Source organism: Pseudomonas sp. OV546 (assembly GCF_900116845.1).
Lineage (GTDB): Bacteria > Pseudomonadota > Gammaproteobacteria > Pseudomonadales > Pseudomonadaceae > Aquipseudomonas > Aquipseudomonas petroselini.
This window is the reverse complement of the sequence record NZ_FPCE01000015.1, coordinates 89272-111825: the sequence shown is the minus strand read 5'-3', so window position 1 is coordinate 111825 and position 22554 is coordinate 89272. Positions and strand designations below refer to the sequence as shown.

The 22554-nt window shown below is 56.5% G+C and carries 20 protein-coding genes; 9 read left to right on the top strand and 11 right to left on the bottom strand.

All coding sequences use genetic code 11. The annotated features are described in order from the left end of the window. Positions 1-43: 43 nt before the first annotated feature. Together BM403_RS26735 and BM403_RS26730 are read right to left on the bottom strand one after the other, a co-directional pair. Positions 44-1390, bottom strand: a complete 1347-nt coding sequence (locus BM403_RS26735) for a heavy metal sensor histidine kinase (protein WP_093545983.1) — start codon at positions 1388-1390, stop codon at positions 44-46. Further along, a complete protein-coding gene (locus BM403_RS26730; RefSeq protein WP_012722864.1) occupies positions 1387-2067 on the bottom strand; it encodes a heavy metal response regulator transcription factor in 681 nt (226 codons plus the stop codon). Before BM403_RS26730 ends, BM403_RS26735 begins: the two co-directional genes overlap by 4 nt. 154 nt (positions 2068-2221) lie before the next feature. Here BM403_RS26730 and BM403_RS26725 point away from each other — a divergent pair, with 154 nt between their 5' ends. Further along, a complete protein-coding gene (locus tag BM403_RS26725; protein ID WP_046035142.1) occupies positions 2222-2734 on the top strand; it encodes a copper-resistant cuproprotein CopI in 513 nt (170 codons plus the stop codon). 69 nt (positions 2735-2803) lie between these two features. Further along, a complete protein-coding gene (gene queF / locus BM403_RS26720; RefSeq protein ID WP_012722866.1) occupies positions 2804-3634 on the top strand; it encodes an NADPH-dependent 7-cyano-7-deazaguanine reductase QueF in 831 nt (276 codons plus the stop codon). Positions 3635-3696: 62 nt separating this feature from the next. Here queF and BM403_RS26715 read toward each other — a convergent pair whose 3' ends face one another. Together BM403_RS26715 and BM403_RS26710 are read right to left on the bottom strand one after the other, a co-directional pair. After that, a complete protein-coding gene (locus BM403_RS26715; protein ID WP_012722867.1) occupies positions 3697-3963 on the bottom strand; it encodes a DUF4404 family protein in 267 nt (88 codons plus the stop codon). Between the two features lie 110 nt (positions 3964-4073). Next, the gene (locus BM403_RS26710; protein ID WP_093545981.1) at positions 4074-4682 is read right to left on the bottom strand and encodes an HAD superfamily inactivated hydrolase PcrP; all 609 of its coding nucleotides are present in this window, start codon (positions 4680-4682) and stop codon (positions 4074-4076) included. Positions 4683-4877: 195 nt separating this feature from the next. Here BM403_RS26710 and BM403_RS26705 point away from each other — a divergent pair, with 195 nt between their 5' ends. Further along, complete coding sequence (locus BM403_RS26705) at positions 4878-5567, top strand: MlaA family lipoprotein (RefSeq protein ID WP_012722869.1); 690 nt, start codon at positions 4878-4880, stop codon at positions 5565-5567. A 239-nt stretch (positions 5568-5806) separates the two neighbouring features. On the opposite strand, the gene BM403_RS26700 is transcribed toward BM403_RS26705, so the two are convergent. After that, positions 5807-6103 carry a PilZ domain-containing protein gene (locus tag BM403_RS26700; RefSeq protein WP_012722870.1) on the bottom strand — a complete coding sequence of 99 codons (297 nt, stop codon included), beginning with the start codon at positions 6101-6103 and terminating at the stop codon, positions 5807-5809. Positions 6104-6379: 276 nt separating this feature from the next. Here BM403_RS26700 and rssB point away from each other — a divergent pair, with 276 nt between their 5' ends. After that, on the top strand, positions 6380-7561 hold the full coding sequence (gene rssB / locus BM403_RS26690; RefSeq protein WP_012722871.1) for a two-component system response regulator RssB: 1182 nt from the start codon (positions 6380-6382) through the stop codon (positions 7559-7561). Continuing rightward, positions 7561-8043, top strand: coding sequence for an anti-sigma factor antagonist RssC (gene rssC / locus BM403_RS26685; RefSeq protein ID WP_003172602.1), 483 nt, complete (start codon positions 7561-7563; stop codon positions 8041-8043). The genes rssB and rssC overlap by 1 nt, the downstream gene beginning before the upstream one ends. 200 nt (positions 8044-8243) lie before the next feature. Here the strand turns inward: rssC and tal are convergent, their stop codons facing one another. The 5 genes from tal to BM403_RS26665 all read right to left on the bottom strand — a co-directional run bounded on the left by tal (position 8244) and on the right by BM403_RS26665 (position 14859). Continuing rightward, positions 8244-9170, bottom strand: a complete 927-nt coding sequence (gene tal / locus BM403_RS26680) for a transaldolase (protein WP_012722872.1) — start codon at positions 9168-9170, stop codon at positions 8244-8246. A 254-nt stretch (positions 9171-9424) separates the two neighbouring features. Further along, a complete protein-coding gene (gene dusA / locus BM403_RS26675; protein ID WP_064052306.1) occupies positions 9425-10411 on the bottom strand; it encodes a tRNA dihydrouridine(20/20a) synthase DusA in 987 nt (328 codons plus the stop codon). A 141-nt stretch (positions 10412-10552) separates the two neighbouring features. Next, positions 10553-10732, bottom strand: coding sequence for a hypothetical protein (locus tag BM403_RS31730; protein WP_139238006.1), 180 nt, complete (start codon positions 10730-10732; stop codon positions 10553-10555). A gap of 52 nt (positions 10733-10784) precedes the next feature. Next, positions 10785-12134, bottom strand: a complete 1350-nt coding sequence (locus BM403_RS26670; RefSeq protein WP_175538111.1) for a RelA/SpoT domain-containing protein — start codon at positions 12132-12134, stop codon at positions 10785-10787. Positions 12135-13023: 889 nt separating this feature from the next. Then, complete coding sequence (locus BM403_RS26665; RefSeq protein WP_093545975.1) at positions 13024-14859, bottom strand: AAA family ATPase; 1836 nt, start codon at positions 14857-14859, stop codon at positions 13024-13026. Positions 14860-16312: 1453 nt separating this feature from the next. On the opposite strand from BM403_RS26665, the gene BM403_RS26660 reads away from it, so the two are divergent. Continuing rightward, positions 16313-16678: a DUF6124 family protein gene (locus BM403_RS26660; RefSeq protein ID WP_093545972.1), complete on the top strand. Its 366-nt coding sequence runs from the start codon at positions 16313-16315 to the stop codon at positions 16676-16678. Between the two features lie 145 nt (positions 16679-16823). Beyond that, positions 16824-17045 (top strand): hypothetical protein, encoded by a 222-nt coding sequence (locus tag BM403_RS32300; RefSeq protein ID WP_093545969.1) that lies wholly within the window; start codon positions 16824-16826, stop codon positions 17043-17045. A gap of 100 nt (positions 17046-17145) precedes the next feature. Here BM403_RS32300 and BM403_RS26650 read toward each other — a convergent pair whose 3' ends face one another. Continuing rightward, positions 17146-18333: an MFS transporter gene (locus tag BM403_RS26650; RefSeq protein WP_093545966.1), complete on the bottom strand. Its 1188-nt coding sequence runs from the start codon at positions 18331-18333 to the stop codon at positions 17146-17148. 156 nt (positions 18334-18489) lie between these two features. Here BM403_RS26650 and BM403_RS26645 point away from each other — a divergent pair, with 156 nt between their 5' ends. Both BM403_RS26645 and BM403_RS26640 read left to right on the top strand, forming a co-directional pair. Beyond that, positions 18490-21312, top strand: coding sequence for an ATP-binding protein (locus BM403_RS26645; RefSeq protein ID WP_093545963.1), 2823 nt, complete (start codon positions 18490-18492; stop codon positions 21310-21312). Next, the gene (locus BM403_RS26640) at positions 21309-22508 is read left to right on the top strand and encodes a response regulator cyclic di-GMP phosphodiesterase PvrR (RefSeq protein WP_093545960.1); all 1200 of its coding nucleotides are present in this window, start codon (positions 21309-21311) and stop codon (positions 22506-22508) included. The genes BM403_RS26645 and BM403_RS26640 overlap by 4 nt, the downstream gene beginning before the upstream one ends. Positions 22509-22554: the final 46 nt, after the last annotated feature.

The window sequence follows — 22554 nt, the reverse complement described above, 5'->3', positions numbered from 1 at the left end:
TGTGGGAGGGGGCTTGCCCCCGATAGGGCCGGTACCGCTTGCATCAATCTCCGGCGGGTAACTCAATCACAAACCGCGTCCACCCCGCCCCAGACTCACAATAAATCCTCCCTCCATGCGCCCGCACAATCGACTGGGTAATCGCCAACCCCAGCCCCGCATGTTCGCTGCTGCCTTCATGCCGCGCCGGGTCCGCCCGGTAGAACCGATCAAACAACCTCGGTAACAACTGTGCTGGAATGCCTGCCCCGGTGTTTTCCACCGTGAGCGTCACGCCGTCCACCATGCGCACCCGCACTTCGCCGCCCGCTGGAGTAAACCGCAGGGCGTTATCGAGCAGGTTCGACAGCGCCCGGCGCAACATGCCGCGATCACCCATCGTGTGGGCTGTGCCTTCGCGCACCAGGCTGACGTGGGCGTCTTCGGCCAGCAACGCGAAAAACTCCAGCAACGCCTCCACTTCATCTGCCAGCGCCAGAGGCTCGCGCTTAGGCACCAGCAATCCATGATCCGCCTTGGCCAGATACAACATGTCATTGACCAACTGCGCCATCCATTGCAGCTCTTCCAGATTGCTGTGCAGCGCCTCGCGGTAATCCTCCAGCGGCCGTGGCTGAGTGAGGATGACCTGGGTCTGGGTCAGCAGGTTCGATAACGGCGTGCGCAGTTCGTGGGCGATGTCGGCGGAGAACGCCGAGAGGCGCTGGAACGCATCGTCCAGGCGGCCGAGCATGGCGTTGAAGGTTTGAGCCAGTTCGGCCAGTTCCACCGGCATGTGCTGCTGGGGCAGGCGCTGCGTCAGGGAGTGGGCAGACACACTCGCGGCCACTTCCCCCATGCGTCGTAACGGTCGCAGGCCACTGCGGGCGGCCCATGCACCGAGCAGGGCGGTCGCCAGGGCTGACAGGCCAACGGTGAGCCAGATCAGATGCTGCATGCGTTGCAGGAAATGCTGGTGGTGAGTGATATCGAGCACCAGCGTCAACTGTGGCGAGTCGGGTTGGTTTGCCCGCAACGGTGTGTTGTAGACGCGGTAGTCGGTGCCGGCGTTTTGCAGGCTGTGCAGGCCGGGGCCGGTGGGCAGATTGACGCCGGGTGCACCGTCAAACCAGCGCTGGCCTTGGGCGGTGACGCGCAGCGCCAGCTCGGGTTGGCGATTGAGCTCGGCGCGCAGTTGGGCTTCACGTTGCGCGAACAATTCTGGCGAGTCGACACCCTGCAACGTGCTGCGCAGCGCCACCAGCTGGCTGTCGAGCTGTTGCTGGTCCAGCTCAATGAAGTGCGCCTCGCTGGCGCGGTTGAACAGCACGCCAGCGATCAGCGACACCACCGCCGTGCAGGCCGCGAACAGCAGCGCCAGGCGACTGGCCAGGGACAGGCGCTTGATCAATTGACGCGCTCCTCCAGCACATAACCCATACCGCGCACGGTGTGGATCAATTTATTCGGGAAGTTATCGTCGACTTTCAGGCGCAGGCGGCGGATTGCCACTTCGATAATGTTGGTGTCGCTGTCGAAGTTCATGTCCCACACCTGGGAGGCGATCAGCGATTTGGGCAGCACTTCGCCCTGGCGGCGCAGCAGCAGTTCGAGCAGGGAAAACTCCTTGGCCGTCAGGTCGATGCGCTGGCCGTCCCGCTCGACGCGACGGCGGATCAGGTCCAGGCGCAGATCGGCCAGTTGCAAGGCGGTTTCCTGCGGCGTGCTGCTGCCACGGCGCAACAGGCTGCGCACGCGCGCCAGCAGTTCGGAGAAGGCGAAGGGTTTGACCAAGTAGTCGTCGGCACCCAGTTCCAGGCCGTGCACGCGGTCTTCCACGGCGTCGCGGGCGGTCAGGAACAGTACCGGGATGTCCAGGCCTGCCGTGCGCACGGCCTGGAGGATCTGCCAGCCATCACGGCCCGGCAGCATCACATCGAGGATCAACAGGTCGTAGGCGCCGGTCAGTGCCAGGTGCTGACCGCTGGTACCGTCGGCCACCAGTTCGGTGGTAAACCCCGCCTCCGTCAGGCCCTGGCGCAGGTACTGGCCGGTTTTGGGTTGGTCTTCGACGATCAGCAGTTTCATGGGCGGCTCTTGGCAACGGGTGACGACGGCTTTATACCCTGGGTGCCAGGGCAGGGGGGTAACCTGACAAAGTTGTAATCTAGCAGTCAGTTGGCTGGCAGCGGCGCACGCTTAGAGTGTGCCCCAGATGAGTCAGATATTTTGGAGAAGAATGATGGCATTGCGTAAACCCCTGTTGTTGGCGACGTGCCTGCTGGCGTTGAGTGTTGAGGCGATGGCTGATGCCGCCCACACCTATGCGTTCGGCGAGGCTGCACCCGCGAGCAAGGCCACGCGTACCGTGGAAGTGACGCTGCAGGACATTTCCTTTTCGCCCAAGTCCATTGACGTAAAAGCCGGTGAGACGGTGCGCTTTGTACTGGTCAACAAGGGCCAGTTGCTGCACGAATTCAACCTGGGTGATGCGGCAATGCATGCCGAGCATCAAAAGGAAATGTTGCAGATGCAGGCCAGTGGCATGCTCACTTCCACGGGCATGGGCAAGATGGATCATAGCGCCATGGGCCACGGTGCGATGAAACACGACGATCCCAATAGCGTATTGGTCGAGCCCGGCAAAACCGCCGAGCTGACCTGGACCTTCACCAAGGCCACGGGCCTGGAGTTTGCCTGCAACCTGCCGGGGCATTACCAGGCGGGCATGGTCGGCACGCTCAACGTCGATTGATCCGCTGGCGCTTAGGTGCGGGGGCAAAGGCTGGTAGACTGGCGCGGTTTATTTAGCCAGGTTTCCGCCATGCATCCCGCAGCCGAACATTCGCCGCTGGGCAAGTCCAGTGAATACATCTCCACCTACACACCTTCGTTGTTGTTCCCGATCCCGCGTGCGGCCAAATGGGCCGAACTGGGCCTGAGCGCCGAGACCCTGCCTTACAAGGGCGTGGATTTCTGGAACTGCTTCGAACTGTCCTGGCTGCTGCCGTCGGGCAAGCCGGTGGTGGCCATCGGTGAATTCAGCATCCCGGCCGACTCGCCGAACATCATCGAGTCCAAGTCGTTCAAGCTCTACCTCAACTCGCTCAACCAGACCGCGTTTGCCGATACGGCAAGCCTGGAAGCCACCCTGCGCACCGACCTCAGCGCCGCTGCCGGCAAGCCTGTGACCGTGCGTATTCGCACCTTGGCTGAAAGTGAAGCTGAAGGCGTAATGGCGTTGCCCGGCGTGTGCATCGATGATTTGGATATCAGTGTCAGCAACTACGAGCACCCACGCCCGGAACTGCTGCGTTGCGATGACGCGCGCGTTGTCGAGGAGAGCGTGCACAGCCACCTGCTCAAATCCAACTGCCCGGTGACCAGCCAGCCTGACTGGGGCAGCGTCGTGGTGGAATACCGTGGTCACGCGCTGGATCACGCCAGCCTGCTGGAATACATCGTGAGCTTTCGCCAGCACTCGGACTTCCATGAACAGTGCGTGGAGCGCATCTTCCTGGACTTGCAGCGCTTGCTGAAGCCGGAGAAGTTGACGGTGTATGCGCGGTATGTGCGGCGGGGTGGGCTGGATATCAACCCGTATCGCAGTACTGAGGATGTCGCGTTCCAGAACGTGCGCCTGGCTCGCCAGTAAACAACTGTGGGAGTGGGCTTGCCCCCTCCCACATTGGGATCTGCGCTGGGCTGGCGCGCAGATTAAATTCCCATGCTGCCCAGCGTGTTCATGATATTGCGCAATGTCCCGGAAATCACCGGGTGCTCGGCGTCGAACTCTATGGCTGCTTGATTCACATCATCGGAAATACTGGGTGTCTGAGTCGCCGGTTCAAGTTCAAGTTGTAACTCAAACTTGGCAATCAAAGCCTCCAGTGCTTCACGTTTCTCTTCCGACAGCGGCGGATCCTGTTCCAATTGCCCGCGCAGGATCTCGACCTGTTCTTCCAGTTTTTTGCGATCAGGCATGACATGTTTCCTTTTATCGATAGTCACTGGCATAGACCGCGGCACGCCGAGAAAGGTCTACGGGCTGACCTGTAGATTAATCCACTGGCGTCGACTGTGCATGATCCGTGTCAGGGCTTCTCGCCTTTGTGCTGGCGCAGCCTGATGTCGGCCAGGCAGGTGCCGAGTTCGCCCAGGTGATCGATCACCGAGTGCACGCCCAGCCCGTACAGCGCGAGGGTGGCCTTGCCGCGCTTGAGCTCGCGTTCCGGTTCGCTCAATGCCAGCCATTGCTCGGGCGCCATCCCGCACAATGAGCCGCAGGAGGCCAGGCCGATGGTCCACAGCCCGGCATTGAGCCCGGATTGCAGCAGGCGCGGTTCGCCGCTGACCAACACGCAGCCTTCCAGGCGCTCGATATTCAGCTCCATCAAGGCTTGCCAGCAGGCATGGGGCGCGGGCCAGCGAATGGCGGAGGGCGATGCCGCCTTGACCCAGTCGGGCAGCGTGGCGGCCAGGGGCGTGGTGACGGCGGGGGGGAGTTCATCCAGCCAGGCGCAGGGAACACTCTGTTCCTTGAGGCTGCGCAGGATTTTCAGCGCACCCGGTGTGGCTTGGGAGTCGGGGGAGGGTGAATCGGTGCGCGCCCGGGAACCGAAATCCACCAGGCAGCCACTCAGGCCAAACAGAACGGCAGTCAAGGCGGGGGCGCTGGCGATGGCAATCTCGGGTTGAGGCATGTCGACATCCCTGAAATAGCGCTAACGCTATCGAGGCAGGATGACAAGTCGATGACAGGATTGTTAATTGTAGGAATTTTGTCCATTTAATGTCAGGCGCTTCCTTGTTGCTGCCTAAATGGCGACTTCCGTCATATACTGACGGCCTTATTCAGGGCATAGCGCCCATGACAGACCATTCAAGGAGCAAAAGCTATGCGCTGGAGCCACTATTTCGCTCAGCTGTCGGTGTGTGCCACTGTACTGCTGGCGCCGTTTGCCGCACACGCAGCGTCGGAAGACGATCCGTGGGAAAGCATCAACCGCCCGATCTTCACCTTCAACGACACCGTTGATACCTACGCCCTGAAGCCGTTGGCCCAAGGCTATGAGTGGATTACCCCGCAGTTTGTCGAAGACGGTATCCACAACTTCTTCCGCAACATCGGCGATGTGGGCAACCTGGCCAACAACGTGCTGCAACTCAAACCGCATAACGCCGGTGTCGACACCGCCCGTTTGCTGGTCAACACCACGTTCGGCGTGCTGGGCTTTATCGATGTCGGCACCAAAATGGGGCTGCAACGCAGCGATGAAGACTTCGGCCAGACCCTCGGTTATTGGGGCGTGGGCAGTGGTCCTTACGTGATGATCCCGCTGCTGGGCCCAAGCACACTGCGTGATGCGCCGTCCAAGTACGTGGACAGCTACACCCAACCGTACCGCTATATGAACGATATCGGCTGGCGCAACAGCACCATGGGCCTGAACATTGTCGACACCCGTGCCAGCCTGCTCGACAGTGAGAAGCTGATCACCGGCGATAAGTATACCTTTATCCGCAACGCCTACCTGCAGAACCGCGAGTTCAAGGTCAAGGATGGCAAGGTGGTTGACGATTTTTAAGCTGTGATGTTTTGAAATGAAAAAAAGGCGACCCTGGGGGTAATGCCAGTCAGTTAAGGGCAAACACTGTACCTGTGGCGAAGGAGCTTGCTCCCGCTGGACTGCGCAGCAGTCCCATTTTTGGGGCCGCTTCGCGGCCCAACGGGAGCAAGCTCCCTCGCCACAGGGTATTTTTTACCCTTTCTAAGTGTTAACCGACTGGCATTAACCCTGGGGGTCGCCTTTTTTGTGCGCGGGTTTCAGCGCATTTTCAAGATCTTAAGCCCCAGCTGTTGCTCTTCGCCTGCCGTCTTGGTCCATACCACTTCGGTATCCGCCTCCAGGCCGGCAAGGGCGGCATGCTCCGAATCGATGCGTACGGTCAATTCATCTCCCACGTTGAACTGGCGGGGTGCCTGCACCTGCATCCCGGAGCTGGAAAGGTCCACGCATACCCCGGCAATCTCCTGGCCGGCATGGATCAAAGCCACATCGGCATCCACACGCATGCGGATGAAATCGCGTTTTTCGGCATAGTCGCGCTCGTGTTCGCTCATAGGTTCCATCCTTACTTTGTGTTGTGGTCGTGGCTGTTCTTATAACTCCCGGTGATTTGCGATGTAAAGACGCCCGGCGACCATCGGCATGAGCTTGAAACCCCTCACGGATGGGAGTACCGTCTGCGCCTTAGAAGGGCACCTCTGCTTTACCTTTGTGCATGGGCGAAATCCCAATGCTTTGTAGGACAGAGAGGCTAGAAAGCGAATCCAGTACGTGAGTCCGGCCATTGCCGAGCCGCCTACGCCAACCTAATTCTGGCGCCGTTTGCCCACATGCAAAAAACCAGTGCCACGCTGCTGATAATCGATGACGACGAAGTAGTGCGCGCGAGCCTCGCGGCCTATTTGGAAGACAGTGGCTTCAGCGTCCTGCAGGCCAGTAATGGCCAACAGGGTCTCCAGGTATTCGAGCGCGACCAGCCCGACCTCGTGATCTGCGACCTGCGCATGCCCCAGATGGGCGGCCTCGAGCTGATTCGCCAGGTGACCGAGCGCGCGCCGCAGACCCCGGTGATTGTCGTGTCCGGCGCGGGCGTGATGAACGATGCCGTCGAGGCCCTGCGCCTGGGCGCTGCCGATTACCTGATCAAGCCCCTGGAAGACCTGGCGGTGCTGGAGCACTCGGTGCGCCGCGCCCTGGACCGTGCCCGCCTGCTGGTGGAGAACCAGCGCTATCGCGAGAAGCTCGAAACCGCCAACCGCGAACTCGAAGCCAGCCTCAACCTGCTCCAGGAAGATCAGAACGCCGGTCGCCAGGTGCAAATGAACATGCTGCCGGTCAGCCCCTGGACCATCGACGAATTTCAGTTTGCGCACCAGATCATCCCGTCGCTGTACCTCTCGGGTGATTTTGTCGACTACTTCCGCGTTGACGAACGGCGTGTCGCGTTCTACCTGGCCGATGTATCCGGCCATGGTGCTTCCTCTGCTTTTGTCACCGTGTTGTTGAAGTTCATGACCACACGGTTGCTGTTCGAATCCAAACGCAATGGCACCTTGCCGGAGTTCACTCCCTCCCAGGTGCTGGGCCACATCAACCGGGGCCTGATCAGCTGCAAGCTGGGCAAGCACGTGACGATGGTCGGCGGCGTGATTGATGAAGAAACCGGTCTTTTGACCTACAGCATCGGCGGTCACCTGCCGATGCCGGTTTTGTACACTCCTGACAGTGTGCGTTACCTGGAAGGGCGTGGTTTGCCGGTGGGCTTGTTCAATGAAGCCACCTATGAAGACCACATTCTGGAGTTACCGCCGACGTTCAGCCTTACGCTGATGTCCGACGGTATCCTGGACCTTCTTCCAGAGCCTACACTCAAAGAGAAAGAAGCTGCCTTGCCCCAAAAGGTCAAGTCGGCGGGCGGCAGCCTGGATGGCCTGCGGCAGGTTTTTGGATTGGCCACGCTAGGGGAGATGCCGGATGATATCGCCCTATTGGTGTTGAGCAGGAATCTTTGATGAGTACCGGAAGAATCCAATTCGCCGAGCAAGACGGGACCTTTGTCCTGAAATTTGTCGGTGAAGTGCGCCTGACCTTGTGTTCGGCGCTGGATGCGACGATTGAGCGGATCTTCACAGCGCTGAACTTCTCGGCGATCGTGATCGATCTGACCGAAACCCGCAGCATCGATAGCACCACCCTGGGTCTCTTGGCCAAGTTGTCCATTCTGTCTCGGCAGAAGGTTGGCCTGTTGCCGACGGTCGTCACCACCCACGAAGACATCACCCGTCTGCTGCAGTCCATGGGCTTCGACCAGGTGTTCAACATCGTTGACCGCCCGATCCCCTGCCCGGAATGCCTGACCGACCTGCCGTCCCAGGACCAGTCCGAGGAAGTGGTGCGGGTCAAGGTGCTGGAAGCGCACAAGATCCTGATGGGCCTGAACGAGTCCAACCGTGAAGCCTTCCACGACCTCGTCAACGCGCTGGAACGCCACTGATCCAAATCCTGGAACACGGTCAACTGTGGGAGGGGGCTTGCCCCCGATGGCGGTGGGTCAGTTATGAATTTATTGACTGTCACTCCGCTATCGGGGGCAAGCCCCCTCCCACCTTTGAACGCTGCTCGGCTTGAGACCGGCAAAAGGCAAAAAAAGGGCGGTACCCGCGAAGGTACCGCCCTTTTTGCCGCCTACGCTTTTTACAGCTTGGCCGACAACAGCGCTTCCAGCTTCTCCTGGTCCCGAGCAAACTGACGAATCCCCTCCGCCAGCTTCTCAGTCGCCATCGCATCCTCGTTGGACTCCCAACGGAACTGCGCTTCAGTCAGATGCACCCGCGCTTCACCGGCATGGCCTGGCGACAACTTACGCTCCAGCTTGCCTTCATCCGCCGCCAGCTTCTCCAGCAGATCCGGGCTGATGGTCAGGCGATCACAGCCAGCCAACTCTTCGATCTGGCTGAGGTTGCGGAAGCTCGCACCCATCACCACGGTCTTGTAGCCGTTGGCCTTGTAGTAGTTGTAGATGCGCGTCACCGACTGCACACCCGGGTCTTCAGCACCGGTGTAGTCGTTGCCGTTGGCCTTTTTGTACCAATCGTAGATACGGCCCACGAAAGGTGAGATCAGGAACACGCCAGCCTCAGCACAGGCTACCGCCTGGGCGAAGGAGAACAGCAGCGTCAGGTTGGTCTGGATACCTTCTTTTTCCAGCTGCTCGGCGGCGCGGATACCTTCCCAGGTGGAGGCGATCTTGATCAGCACACGGTCGCGGCCAACGCCGGCTTTGTCGTACAGGTCGATCAGACGGTGCGCACGCTTGAGTACGGCGTCAGTGTCGAACGACAGGCGGGCATCCACCTCGGTGGAAATACGGCCCGGCACCACTTTGAGAATCTCTTGACCCACCGCCACCGCAAAACGGTCGCTGGCCAGGCCTACATCACCATTGCAGTCCTGTACGCACTCATCGAGCAGCTTGGCATAGCCTGGGATCGACGCAGCCTTGAGCAGCAGGGAAGGGTTGGTGGTGGCGTCTTGCGGCTTGAGCTTGGCGAGGGTAGAAAAATCGCCGGTATCGGCTACGACGGTGGTGAATTGCTTGAGTTGTTCCAGCTTGGAAGTCATGGGCGTGCTCTGTCCTGTGGGTCTGATGACATTACCCGAGCGCCGACAGGCGCTCAAGGGCGCAAATGCGTTCGATCGTTTGCGAGGGCAACAACCTGAAAACAGCCGTTTGAATGACCGGCCGTGCTGCAAGATAGGAGGGCAAAACGGTCGGCAGGTTCAACCCAATTACCGCATGACCACCACAATCCAAATGTGGGAGGGGGCTTGCCCCCGATAGCGGCAGGCCAGTCACCCCGGACCTGCACGGACACTCACCGCCCTTCCAGCAAAGCCCCGGCCTGATCCAGCAGCGCCAACGGATCACTCGCCTTATGAATATCCACCGACAACAACTGCCTGAACTTGCGCGCCCCCGGAAAACCAGTGCCCAACCCCAGAATATGCCGAGTGATATGGTGCATCGAGCCACCGGTCGCCAAATGCTCAGCAATATAAGGCCGCAACTGCACCAGCGCCTCAGCCCGACTGATCACCGGCGCCTCACTGCCAAACAACTGCTGATCCACCTCCGCCAACACATACGGATTGTGATAAGCCTCGCGCCCCAGCATCACCCCATCAAACGTCTGCAGATGCTCATGGCACTGCTCCAGCGTCTTGATCCCGCCGTTGAGCACAATCTCCAACTCAGGAAAGTCCTGCTTCAACTGCGCCGCCACGTCGTAGCGCAAAGGAGGAATGTCACGGTTCTCCTTCGGTGACAGCCCTTCCAGGATCGCAATCCGCGCATGCACGGTAAAACTGGTGCAGCCAGCGTCCTTCACCGTCCCGACAAAATCACACAACTGGGCATAACTGTCCCGCCCGTTGATCCCGATACGGTGCTTCACCGTCACCGGAATCGACACCGCATCACGCATCGCCTTCACACACTCCGCCACCAACGCCGGATGCGCCATCAAGATCGCGCCGATCATATTGTTCTGCACCCGATCACTGGGGCAGCCGACGTTCAGGTTTACTTCGTCGTAGCCTGCGGCTTCGGCCATACGTGCGCAGGCGGCCAGGTCGGCGGGCACGCTACCCCCCAATTGCAGTGCAAGCGGGTGCTCGGCTTCGTTGTGGCGCAGGAAACGGTCGTGATCGCCGTGGAGGATAGCGCCGGTGGTGACCATCTCGGTGTAGAGCAGCGCGTGCTTGGAGAGCAGGCGCAGGAAGAACCGGCAGTGGCGGTCGGTCCAGTCCATCATGGGGGCGACGGAGAAGCGGCGGGAGAGTGGGGCGGTTTGTAGGGGCATGGGAATCTGAGTTAGCGAGGCGAATGGGGCGCAGTTTATCAGGGATGGGTCCTGGGTGTGGGGGGTGTGTTCTGTGCCATTTAACACGTCTAACCGGAGACGCTGTCGGAATACTCTCAGTATCTGCAGGCGGCCAATGCATCACATATCGTGGTCTGACCCTGATATCCTTTTTTTTCGATCTCGAATTAGGTTGGTTCCGAAACCAATAAAAATGCCAACTGCTGTAGTTATTAATGGAATTATCAACTCAATAGTAGGTTTTTTGCTTTGTGCCAAAGATATATAGTTGAGGCAGTTGCTGAAATTTTCAATATCCATTTGTCTTCCTGCGATCTCAAGTTATTAATGTGAATAGGAATGGTAGTAAAATTTATGTTTTTGGTTTTTCTTCGTCATTTGGTTTGTCTGTATCCTCAACGCTTTTAGATGACTGATTGTCTTCTCTAGTTTTGACAACTGGTGGGCTTTCTTTATCGTTAGTCGAAGATGAGGGCAATGGTTTGCAATCTTGGGTGATAGCTAATTCGTCGATTTGATAACTATCTCTTTGTGAGGTTGGTGCTGATATGTTCGCGAGAGGGATATTCATTCCCTTTATTGCATCCAATATAGCGGCATTTGGCCGAGTAAAGTTTTGTATGGCGCTTAATATCGCTGGGTTAGGTGTGTTGATAAGCTTGATCGCATCTGAATACGCAGCGCTTTGGTTTCTCATCGCTGCTGCAAATTCCGGATTGATGGATAGGCCAGCCATTAAAGCGCGTGCTTGTTCCGCTGCCTGGCTCAAACCGTGCGAGTTGGGTTTTATAATATTATTGATCCATGAGCTATTTTTGAATGACGTATTACGGTCTTTGATTTTGTCGACGCTAATTTGAAGGGAGTCAATTGAGTCGTCTGGCGCTCTGCCGTCAGAACGCAACTTGTTAATTTCTTCTTGAAGTTTTTCTACTTCGGCATCTCTGACTGATATAGCTAGTTCGCTTTCAATTAAGGAGGCGCTCTGCTGTTTTATTAGGTTGTCTAGGAGTATTACAAATGACCCCATTTCGTCGGCGGTTCCAGATAAGCCATTAAATACGTTTAGAAAGTATTTTAGGATCTCGCTGTTAGAGAAGTCAGGGTATTTTACTCTGTGGTCAATTTCGCTCCAGCCTTCTTGGAATATAGTTCTAACTTGTATTTCGACTAGTATGGGTTCTTTTTCAGGTTTATAGGCGATGCCGTAATGAATTGATCTATATCCCGCGCTATGTATTTCCTCCGCGGCACCGCGTGCAATGATGTCGGATATCTCAGTATCCCCATCTCTTTTAAAAATAGTAATATCGTCTACATGCCAAGTTTCACGTATCTGTTTGTCGACTACGATACATTCTTCTTTCAGTAAGTGCAGTGCTCTAACACCAATCAGGTCAGAAAAAACCGATCTGTAGTTTTCTGGTGTGATTGTTTTCCATTTATCCTTTGGTTGTGCTTCAAGATTTTTTCTTAGTATTTTCTTTAATAGCGTGAAAGTGTCTTTGATTCGCCATCTAACTGAGTGAACACCTTCAAAGGCTTGGATTCGGTTAGCAATAGCACCACCGTATAGCACTAATGTAGGTCGCATTTTTTCATGCTGATTTGCTATCCCAATAAACTGTTCCCAGTTGAGCGAGGATTGTTCCCAATCATCCACCGTATAGTTAGCCTTTAAAAGAAAATCTTCTTTACTCATCTGGAAAGTCATTTGATACCCCGTTAGTCAGCATGCGCTGACTATAAATCAAGCGCGTGTCCTTTTGCCATTATCTAATTTCCCACCTGAGGTTATTTTCCAGCGGTTGCAAGGAAAAACTACCTAAGAAGCACTTGTCCTCTCCCTAAGGGGCTTCGTGCCGTCGTTCTGTGCAATGCGCTGATGTAGCGCCTGGGATGGCCGGTTTTTTAGCAGGGTAAATATGACCAAGGGTCGGGTTTGAACGGTCCTTCGAAGGTCCAGCGGCATATCGTCCTACCTTCCAATTGACCCTCCTTTACGGCTCGTAGAGACAAACTAAAGTATTCGTCCAAGAAAAAATTCTATGAAAAAAGCACTTATCCCCCTCCCGCCGACGGGCCCTGCATCTATTTTTTGTGCAACGGCGGGTGTTGGTTCAACCAATGCTGTCCTTAATCCCGCTGCGGGATCTGTGCGGAATTTGGTAATTTCACGGAGTGCAAGGTTTTGCAAAGTAGTGCAGGGGATTTACACCGCGACCAACGCTGTCCAGATTGGTGGTTGATTGCTAGAGGCCCCGGTTTGCAAGGGGGGGCGGCTGAAAACAAGCGTTTTTATCGAGTTTTGATTTCTTATTAACTCGCACCAAGGAACCGTTGGACGTTTTTCAGGAGGGATATCAACCTGCCTGACCCCCCCTGCTGCGGCACGCCTTTAGGCGGATTAGCGCATTTCATAGGTGGCCATGCAGGCTGGTTAGTTTGGACGGTGGGAATATACCAAAAGCGGTAGCTTGCCACGGTCCACTTTCCGCCCAATGACTTCGTTCGAGTCGGCGGCGGATCACACCAAAAATAATCAATCAGATACGTTTGGCAAACCAGCGCGATTCGATAAGCAATGTAGCTTAATGATTGAATTTCATAATATGGGCGTAAATTTTTGTGCATAACGCTCTAACTGACTCAGGCAATACCCAGTCTGTTGTACTCATTACTTCAATAGCCTCTCGGCAAAATTTAACCTTTTCATTTATAGTTCCACTCTCGTCAGCAAAAACACGACGAGTTGATTTCCCGCTACCTTTTAAACCAAGGCATTTATCTAGATGATACCCGATGCCATACTTGGATGCTGATACTGACTTGTCCAAAATTTTGCTTATGTCATCAACTTCAAGTCCGATCGTGGTTTTACCTTTTTTACGTTTTAATATTCTTCTGGAAGCTTCTTCTATAATGTTCAGTGGTAGTAAGTTCTCTATCTCCTTGCTCGGCAGTAAGTGAAAGCGTTCTTTCAATTCATGGTTCAATATTTCGGTTCGATCGCCTTTACCTAAAATATCTCCATCAGCAATAAGAAATGCTGCTGCGCAAAGTTTTGAAGCGTTTAAACGGTCCGTAGTGTCACTATCATCAAAGCCCCAATGGCCAAGTGTTCCACCTTGATACTCGACGAACGCGTAATGGAAGTTTTCTAATAATCCCTCAAGTTTTATCTTGAAAACGGAATCGCTTAAATCTTCCAAGTGCTTCTTCATAAACACTTTCAGATAAAGCCTGTCAGTTATTCCTTCAACCCAAATAGTAGAGTTGGCCAAATAAACCGATGAGGCTAATACACCAAGCTCAGCTAACAGATCTCTATCTCTTGTACACTCCTGGATCTGAAAGGCGGGACCATCCTCATCATTAACCTTAGAAACCTTGTGTACTACCACATCTTTAATGTTTTCAGCTAAGTCAAGCAAATGGTTTGAGTGGGTCGTAGCCAAATATTGATGGCTCGTATGGTTTAGCAAAAAAAGCGCCAGTTTTCTCAGAAGGCCAGGATGCAGACATGCCTCTGGTTCCTCAATAAAAAATATAGAGGGATCTTGTTCTAGGTATGCCGCAGAGGTGATTATAATTACCTGCTGCAGGCCATCACCTAGATCATATATAGAGAATTGATCGTCAGTTCCGATTTTAACTGCAACTGTATCTTTGTTGTATTGAGGGATTAATGTTATTTCTCTTCCGCCAAAAAACTCATTGCCTAATATTCGCTCGTATTCTCTAATTAGTTCGCGCTCCTCAGGTTGTCCCAATAAAAACCGCGCCAATAAATTATATAAGTCATAGCCAGTTACTATTTTTAGTGATTCTTTTTTATGTGTGGAAAAGTAATCCTTGTATGTGCGCTCTAGGTAAAGATCTGAACTGTCTCCTAGTGGTCTCATCCCTCGAAGTATAGGGATGTAGTGTCTTTTTGTTTCTGTGGCTCCATTGCTAATTCTTGTGATGTTGTTAAGTTCGTTAGCAGGGAAATGTCTCTGAACTATACGTTGAATCTCATAAAAAGCGCTTAAATCTAATCCGCCGCTAAAATATAAGTTAGTTTGGGCGGCCTGATTTATTAAGCTTGAAAGGTTCTCAGTGAGGGACTTGATTTCCTCGCCGTTCTTACATTCTCCGGCGTAAATTTCCATAAACTTTGAACAGTTCAAGTCGACAACCTGTTTTCCTTTTGATATGACTTTGAAAATATCACCAAGCTCATTGCAAGCATCTTGAAAGTCGCTACCAAGACCGAAACTTAAATTTTTATCTTGGGTTGAGAATAGCGTTCGAAGAAGCCTGCTTTTTCCGCTGTTGTTTGGTCCAATAAGAAAGTTTAGCTTCTGAAGTCTTAGGTGTTTTTCATTATCTGTGTCCGTCTTGTATCCCTTGATGTCACTCGACCAAATTTTATTTATAAGCATTATGACCGCTCGTAGGGTTGGTTAATAGGGGGGCGTCAAATTTCAATGCTGTCACAGGTTGAAGCTTCATAAGATGATTTAATAAGTTCAATATGTTTAATTGAAGTCAGTAAATTGCCTATCGTGTGTTAGGCATTCCATACTCACTCCTAGCCTTAAGCACCTGTGAGAGAGCGAAGCCGCAACAGAAGTTAATGCATTCATTAATACTTTCCCATCGCTCTCAGGCGCGCTGAGGCCTGCTTTATAGAGCCGGCACTCGCCAATTCAACCGATGGCAGTACGGGTATCGTCGAAGCCTTGTCGTTCAGCCTGGAGCGTCTGTTCCATGATCGCTGCTTCTAAGGTCAACTGATTTCGTAGATTTTTCAAGGACGATTGGGAGGGAATATTCGCTGGCCATGGCTTCGACTCCGTTCGGAAAGTCGCAAGCATAGCAGCGAATTGAAAGGTCAATTTCAGGTTGGGGTCGGGGAAAGGGTAATTTTGGTAAGGCGGTGCAGAATCGGGCCTGTAGACCTTATATCATGTGGCTTTGACGTATTACTTCTGAGGGTAATATTGGGTAAGGCTGAAGGTAATATTTTCCCAACTTACTAATTTTAAAGGGTTTTGTTAAAGCGTGAGATTACTATGCTCAAAGGTAATTTTCTAACCTGTTTCTTACCTTGTTATTACCTTGATAGAGTCCACGCAACTATCTGATTTTTATAGATTTTTATTCGATTAAAACGATAAATTACCAAAATTACCTTTTTCCCAGGGGTCAACATGAAAGCCGGAAATTGCAGAGATAAGGTGCAAGACCGGCGCTCCCACACAAATCTTGTAAAGCTCACATGCTTAGCCCTGACGCTACTTTGAAACCAATGGATGCCTTGAAATAGTGGCATAGATGGACGCGATTGACCCCTCGTTATCAGCTTGGGAAGCTTCCGATGAAACCTGACAGCTTGGCAGCGATAGTGCCGTGATGGGAGCTTAAAACGGATGCTTAAGCTTGAGCGGCTGGTAGGAGGGGCGAGGGGATGGGAGCTGATGTTGGTGGTACATAGGTGGTACGAGGTAAGGGGGGGCGTTTGGGTCTTTACTAATAGGGGGTTAACAGAATGTCCATCCAATCCATCATCGGCGCGACGGAGCAGCGGTAGGCAAGAGTTCTCTAAGAAATTTCCCACACTTTTCTCGGCTTGCCCATCAGACCACCCATAGCTAACCTCCTCCAGCCGCTGCCAAGCCAGCGGCCGGATGTGGAAGTCCGTACCAAGCTAAGACGCAATCGTCACAAACACCTATCGGCGTTTTTTTACGCATGTATCATGTGTTTTGGCGGCTGTGCGCGGGGCACTTCGGTGCGCCGGGTCCTTAGCCCTGGTCTTCCACACCCGCGTACGGCTGCCACCCTCATGTGGAAGTGAGTTTGGCAGTTCCTGAATAGTTAAGGAGCTTCGCCATGTACAAGGTCACGCCAAATCCGCCTTATGCTTTAAACGCTGCATTCTCCGACGCCAAGCTTCAAGCTGCGGCTCGGCGAGCAATTCACCAGTACCTACCTCAGTCTGAAGATGCTGTACCCGCCGAGCAGCCAAGCAACAACCTGTTCTCAGTCAGCCCCAACATCGACACCGAAACCCTCCTCGCCAATGCCGCCGAAAACCTCGCCTCCGCCAACCAAATGGCCGCCACCTTGGCGTTCGACCTCGAAGACCCGCACCGTGCCATCGTCCTGGGCATCCAGCAGCTAATCGACCTAAGCGCTCTGCTCATCGACCGAGCCCAGGAGCAAGTTGCGCCTGCCGCCATCCTGACCACAGCCTGACATTCAACCTCGCCGCCTTACCCAAGGCGGCAACCTGAACCCATCCTGTCACCCCGCCAAGTTTCATCATTCCCGGCGCTTTTGAGGTCTACGATCCTCTTCAAGAGAGGACGCCCACACCTCCAGCCCACAGGGAACTGAAAACATGATCTCAAACCTCGCCAAAGCCATGATGATCGCCGGCACATTGCTCTTGGGCGCTTGCTCGTCGAGTTCGTCGAACGTGAACAGCGACCCGTGCTTTTCAGGGGGATGCCAGGCGTTTGGAGACCACTGCCCGAGCAAGGCCGCCAAGATGAATTTTGGCGGCAGTGGGTTGGGGAGTAGTTATGGGGAGTATGGGTCGGGGTTGTTGCATGATGATTGATGGGGTGGTGGGTCAGGCGTTGGTGTGTTGACTGACCCACTGCTATCGGGGGCAAGCCCCCTCCCACATTCGATCTGTGGTGGGGGCAAAATTGTGGGCTTTAGTGGCCGCCCTTCATGCGCCGGGCGATCAGGTAGAGGCCCAGGCCGGCCAGTGCCGTAGCTGCGCCGATGTAGCCGGTGCTGGTCCAGCCATACCCCGCCGTAATCGCCATCCCGCCAAACCACGGCCCCAACGCATTCGCCAGGTTAAACGCCGCATGGTTGGACGCCGCCGCCAAGCTCGGTGCTTCGTGGGCAATATCCATCAGGCGGATTTGCAACGGCGCAGCCAACGACACCATGGTGCCGACCAGGCCCATGCTCAGCAGTACGCCCCATAGCGAGGACGCGGCGAAGGGGAAGAACAGCAACACGGCGATCGACCACACCAATATCAGGCCCACCGCGCGAAACTGCATGCGATCAAACAGTTTGCCGCCCACGATGTTGCCGATAATCCCACCCACGCCAAACGCGGCGAGGCCAAACGGAATCCACTGTGGCGATACCTTGGTCACTTCGAGCATGGTCGGCGCCAGGTAGCTGAACACGCAGAACATCCCGGCAAACCCAATCGCACCGATCGACAATGCCATCCACACCTGAGGCTTGGTGAAGGCGCGCAGTTCTTTGCGCGGGTCGCTGCGTTGTTCGTCGTGGCGGTGCGGCACGAACTGCCAGACCAGGGCGATGGTGCACAGGGCGATCACGCTCACCAACGCAAACGCCGAGCGCCAGCCCAGGTGTTGGCCGAGGAAGGTGGCGATGGGGTTGCCGAGCAGCATGGCCAGGGTCAGGCCCAGCATGACGCGGGCCACGGCGCCGGCGCGTTTGTCATTGGGCACCATGCTGGACGCCACTACCGCGGCAATCCCGAAATAAGCACCGTGGGGCAGGCCGCTGATAAAGCGGAAGGCCACCAGCGAACCAAAGGTGGGGGTAAACGCGGTCGCCAGGTTACCCAGGGCATACAGCCCCATGAGCAACAGCAGCATGTGTTTGCGCAGTAGCTTGGCGCCAAGGATGGCCAGCAACGGCGCGCCGACCATCACGCCGAGGGCGTAGGCGCTGATGGCGTGGCCGACCTGGGGTTCGCTTAGACCCAGGTTCTGGGCGATGTCGGGCATCAGGCCCATGATGGCGAATTCGCCAGTACCGATAGCGAAAGCGCCCACGGCCATGGCCGCTTCCATTTTGGCGGCACTGCGCGCGGGCAGCACGTGCCCGGGAGTTTGGTGGATAGACATGGATCGCTCTGTTGGGATGAATAACACGAAAGACCGCCGCGGATGCTACGCACGCCGCGGCGAACCTGTCTAGAACAGCGTTTGGCGGCAGAGTTCAATGGCGCTTTGAGATCCGTCTTATTCTCCCGCCCCCTTGTGCTCCGTAGGCTTGCGGTGATGAAACTCAAACATTTCCTGCAACCCCTCGACGCCACTTTCTCCACGCCCAAGGCCGCCCGCAAGCTGCTGCGCCTGTTCGCCCTGGCGTTGGTGTTGGGTGTGTATGCGGGCGCCTACAGCTATTTGCGCGCTGCGTTCAGCGAGGAGATTTCGTTGCGGCGCAGTTATATGAATGAGGCGATTTCCGATGCGCAGAGTTTTTTTGTCAGCCGCCAAACGCTGTTGAAAAGCCTCGGCCTGTCCACCGTGCGGCATGTGACGCCGCCCGTGGGCAACCTCAATAATGTGCCCGCCGAGGAAGTGCATATCACCCTGGGGGAAGCGGGCAATATCTGGAGCCTGTGGCTGACCCGACGCCTGCTCGACTACTTGGAGGCGAACCAGGTCAACCTGATTTATGTGGCCCAGCGTGCCGAGCCTGGCGTGGAGCGCCTGTTCACCGTCGGCCCGGCACCGGAGGCGGTGCCGGAGACGGTGTTGCAGCGGCTGATGGCGGTCGATACCGGCAAGGTCTCGGTCAGCGACGAGCTGTGGCTCACCGAGCAAAGCCGGCTGGATTCGCCGCTGTATATTTTTACCCGCCTGGATGACCGCAGCCCCACCTCGGGTTGGCTCGGCCTAGAGGTCGGTGGGCCGGACCTGATCAACGCCCTGCAGCATGAAAAGGCTGGCGACTTCATGTTGCTCGACGCCGCAGGCCAGCTGATTTTCAGCAGCACGCCCGATCAACCAGCGGCGGCGCAGGTGCTGCGCCAGTATCATTCCACGGCCAGTTTCGGCTGGGAGGGCAGTCGCTGGTTGCCGGACCGCTTGGCCATCCGCAAACACCTGGGCTATTCCCAATGGCAGATCGTTTACAGCCTGGAGCTGAGTTCGTTGCTGCCCAGCCTGGCGTTACCGCTGTTGGTGTGCCTGCTGCTGTGCGCACTGGCGAGCGTGTTGATGATGCGGCTGGTGCGACGTATCGATCAGCGGCTGATCATCCCGGCGGCCAATCGCATCGAAGCCTTGGTAGAAAGCGAGGCGTTCAGCAGCGCGGTCATTCGTATCGCGCCGGTGGCCTTGTGCGTATTGCGCCGCAGTGACGGCGAAGTGGTGCTGGAGAATCCCTTGTCGCGCCAATGGCTGGGCAACGGGCAGGAGCGCCAGCAGTTGTGCCACGACTGGATTCGCCGGGCCTTTCACGCCTGCGAGCAAAGCAACACCGACGAGCTGCAAATAGCCGACGGTCGCCACTTGTTCCTGAGCTTCGCACCCATCCGTTATCAACGTGAAGAAGTGTTGATCTGCGCGTTCAGCGATATCACCGAGCGCAAACAGGTGGAGCTGGCCTTGCAGCAGGCGCGTACCTTGGCGGATGCGGCCAATGAGGCCAAGACGTTGTTCCTGGCGACCATGAGCCATGAAATCCGCACCCCCCTTTACGGGGTGTTGGGCACCCTGGAATTGCTCGCCCGTACCGACCTCAACAGCCAGCAGCGCGGCTACCTGAATGCCATCGAAGGCTCGTCGGCGAACTTGCTGCAACTGATCTGTGATGTGCTGGATGTGTCGAAAATCGAGGCAGGGCAACTGTCCCTCGAACTCAGCGTATTTTCCCCGCTGGAGCTGGTGCAGGAGGTGATTCAAGGCTACGCGGGCGCCGCCCAGAGCAAGGGCTTGCAGCTGTTTGCCTGCCTCGACCCGCAACTGCCCGACCAGGTGCGCGGCGATGTCACGCGTATCCGCCAGATCCTCAATAACCTGCTCAACAATGCGCTCAAGTTCACCGAGAGCGGGCGCATCGTATTGCGCTTGCGCCTGGAGAGCCGCGAAGGCGAGCGCGCCCTGTTGCAGTGGCAAGTGGTCGATACCGGCAAGGGTATTGCGGCGCACGATCAGCCGTATTTGTTCGAGCCGTTTTTCCAGGCCAGCGGCAATGCCAATGTGGTGGCGGGCACCGGGCTTGGGTTGTCGATCTGCAAGCGCCTGGTGCACCTCATGAACGGCACGCTGCGGCTGGTCAGCGAGCCGGGACTGGGCAGCAGTTTTACCTTCACCTTGCCGTTGGAGCAGGTTGACGAATACGCGCATGAGCCGTGGGCGTTGCCCTTGCTGGGCGAACGCGTCTATGTAGTGTCGCCGGTACGCGAGCTGGCCGAAAGCATTGGCGGCTGGTTGCGGCGTTGGGGCGCGCGGGCGCAATTGGGCCTGCCGCACTCGGTCGAGGCCGACCCCGGCGCGGTGCTGGTGGAGCTGTATCCCGGCCCGGTCGACCCCGGCCAACGGCTGCGCTGGTCCGGGCCTCGGGTGATGGCGGCCGCCGATGAGCATGGTGTCCATCAAGGGCCGGGTGCCTGCTGGCAGATCGGCCTGAACCAACTGCAGGCGCTCAATCGCGCGGTCAGCCGCGCCCAGGGTATCGAGGAACACCCGTCGCCAACGCCTTGCGAGGTGCCGGCCGAGATCAACCTCAACCTGCGCCTGCTGGTGGCTGAAGACAACCTGATCAACCAGTTGATCCTGCGTGATCAACTCGAAGAGCTCGGCTGCACCGTGGTGCTCGCGGGCGACGGCATTGAAGCGCTGTCGCTGTGGGGCGAAACCGCGTTCGACTTGATTCTCACCGACGTCAACATGCCGCGCATGAATGGCTACGAACTCACCGAGCAATTGCGGCGCCTGGGCTGCGCCTTGCCGATCATCGGTGCCACCGCCAACGCCATGCTCGATGAAGCCGAGCGCTGCCTCAACGCGGGCATGGACCACTGCCTGGTCAAGCCCTTCACGTTGCGCGTGCTTCACCAGTGCCTGCAGCCTTATCAGAGGAGCGTGCTTTGAGTGCCTATCGCGTGCTCATTGTGGAAGACCATCCTTTTCAGCATGAGTACCTGATCAACGTGTTCCAGGGCATCGGCGGCTTTGACGTCGACGTGGTCTGGGACGGCGCGAGCGCGTTGCAGCGCCTGGCCCGCCAGCGCTATGACCTGTTGCTCAGCGACTTGATGATGCCGGGCATGGACGGCGTGCAGTTGATCCAGCAACTGGCGCACCTGCAGGCGCCACCGGCCTTGGCACTGATGAGCGTGGCCTCGCGGCGCATGCTGGTGGGCGCGGGCCAGGTGGCGGATAACCTGGGCCTCACTGTCGCGGGGTTGATCTCCAAACCGGTGCGCGAGCCCCAGGTGCGCACCCTGCGCGATTGCCTCGACAAACTCGCCGAACAGGCCCGCACACCCTGCTGCCGTCGCGGTGTCGGTCTGGCCCGAGAGGACTTGGTGCGCGCCTTGGCCAACGGTGAAATCCAGGCTTGGTTCCAGCCCAAGAAGTCCCTGCATGACGGGCGCATCGTCGGCGCCGAAGCGTTGGCACGCTGGGTCCATCCGGTGGAGGGGCTGTTGCTGCCCAGTGAGTTCCTCGGTGAAATCGAGCGGCTGGGCCTGGAAACCCAACTGCTGACCTGCATCCTCACCCAGTCCCTGACCGCCCAGGCCCAGTGGGCGCAGCTCGGCTACCGGTTGCCGGTGTCGATCAACCTGCCCACGCACTTGCTTGACCAATGCGACCTGGTAGACCGCCTGCTGGCCCAGGTTCAGCAGCGCGATGCCGAGCCTCGGCAAATCACCTTCGAATTGATGGAAAGCTCCACCACAAGGTTGCCCAGTAGCTACTACGCTGGAGCATGCCGCCTGCGCATGATGGGCTTTGGCTTGGCGCAGGACGATTTTGGCAAGGGGTTCAGCTCTTACTTCAACCTGGTTTCCACGCCGTTCAACGAAGTGAAGATCGACCGCTCGCTGGTGCACGGCTGTGCCGAGAATGAAAGCCTGGCGTCGGCCCTGCAAAGCATTGTCGAACTGAGCCGCAAGCTGGGGCTGACCACCACTGCCGAAGGCGCTGAGACACAGGCGGAACTGGCGGTACTGCGGCGTATTCGCTGCGACCAGGTGCAAGGCTTCCTGATCTCCCAGGGCGTGACGGCGGATAAATTCAGCGCGTTGTTGATCGAAGATGGCCCTGCGCCAGCACTTATCTGAGCGGCCAGGGTCACACAGTCAAGAAGCCCGAAGGAAGGGTCGCCCG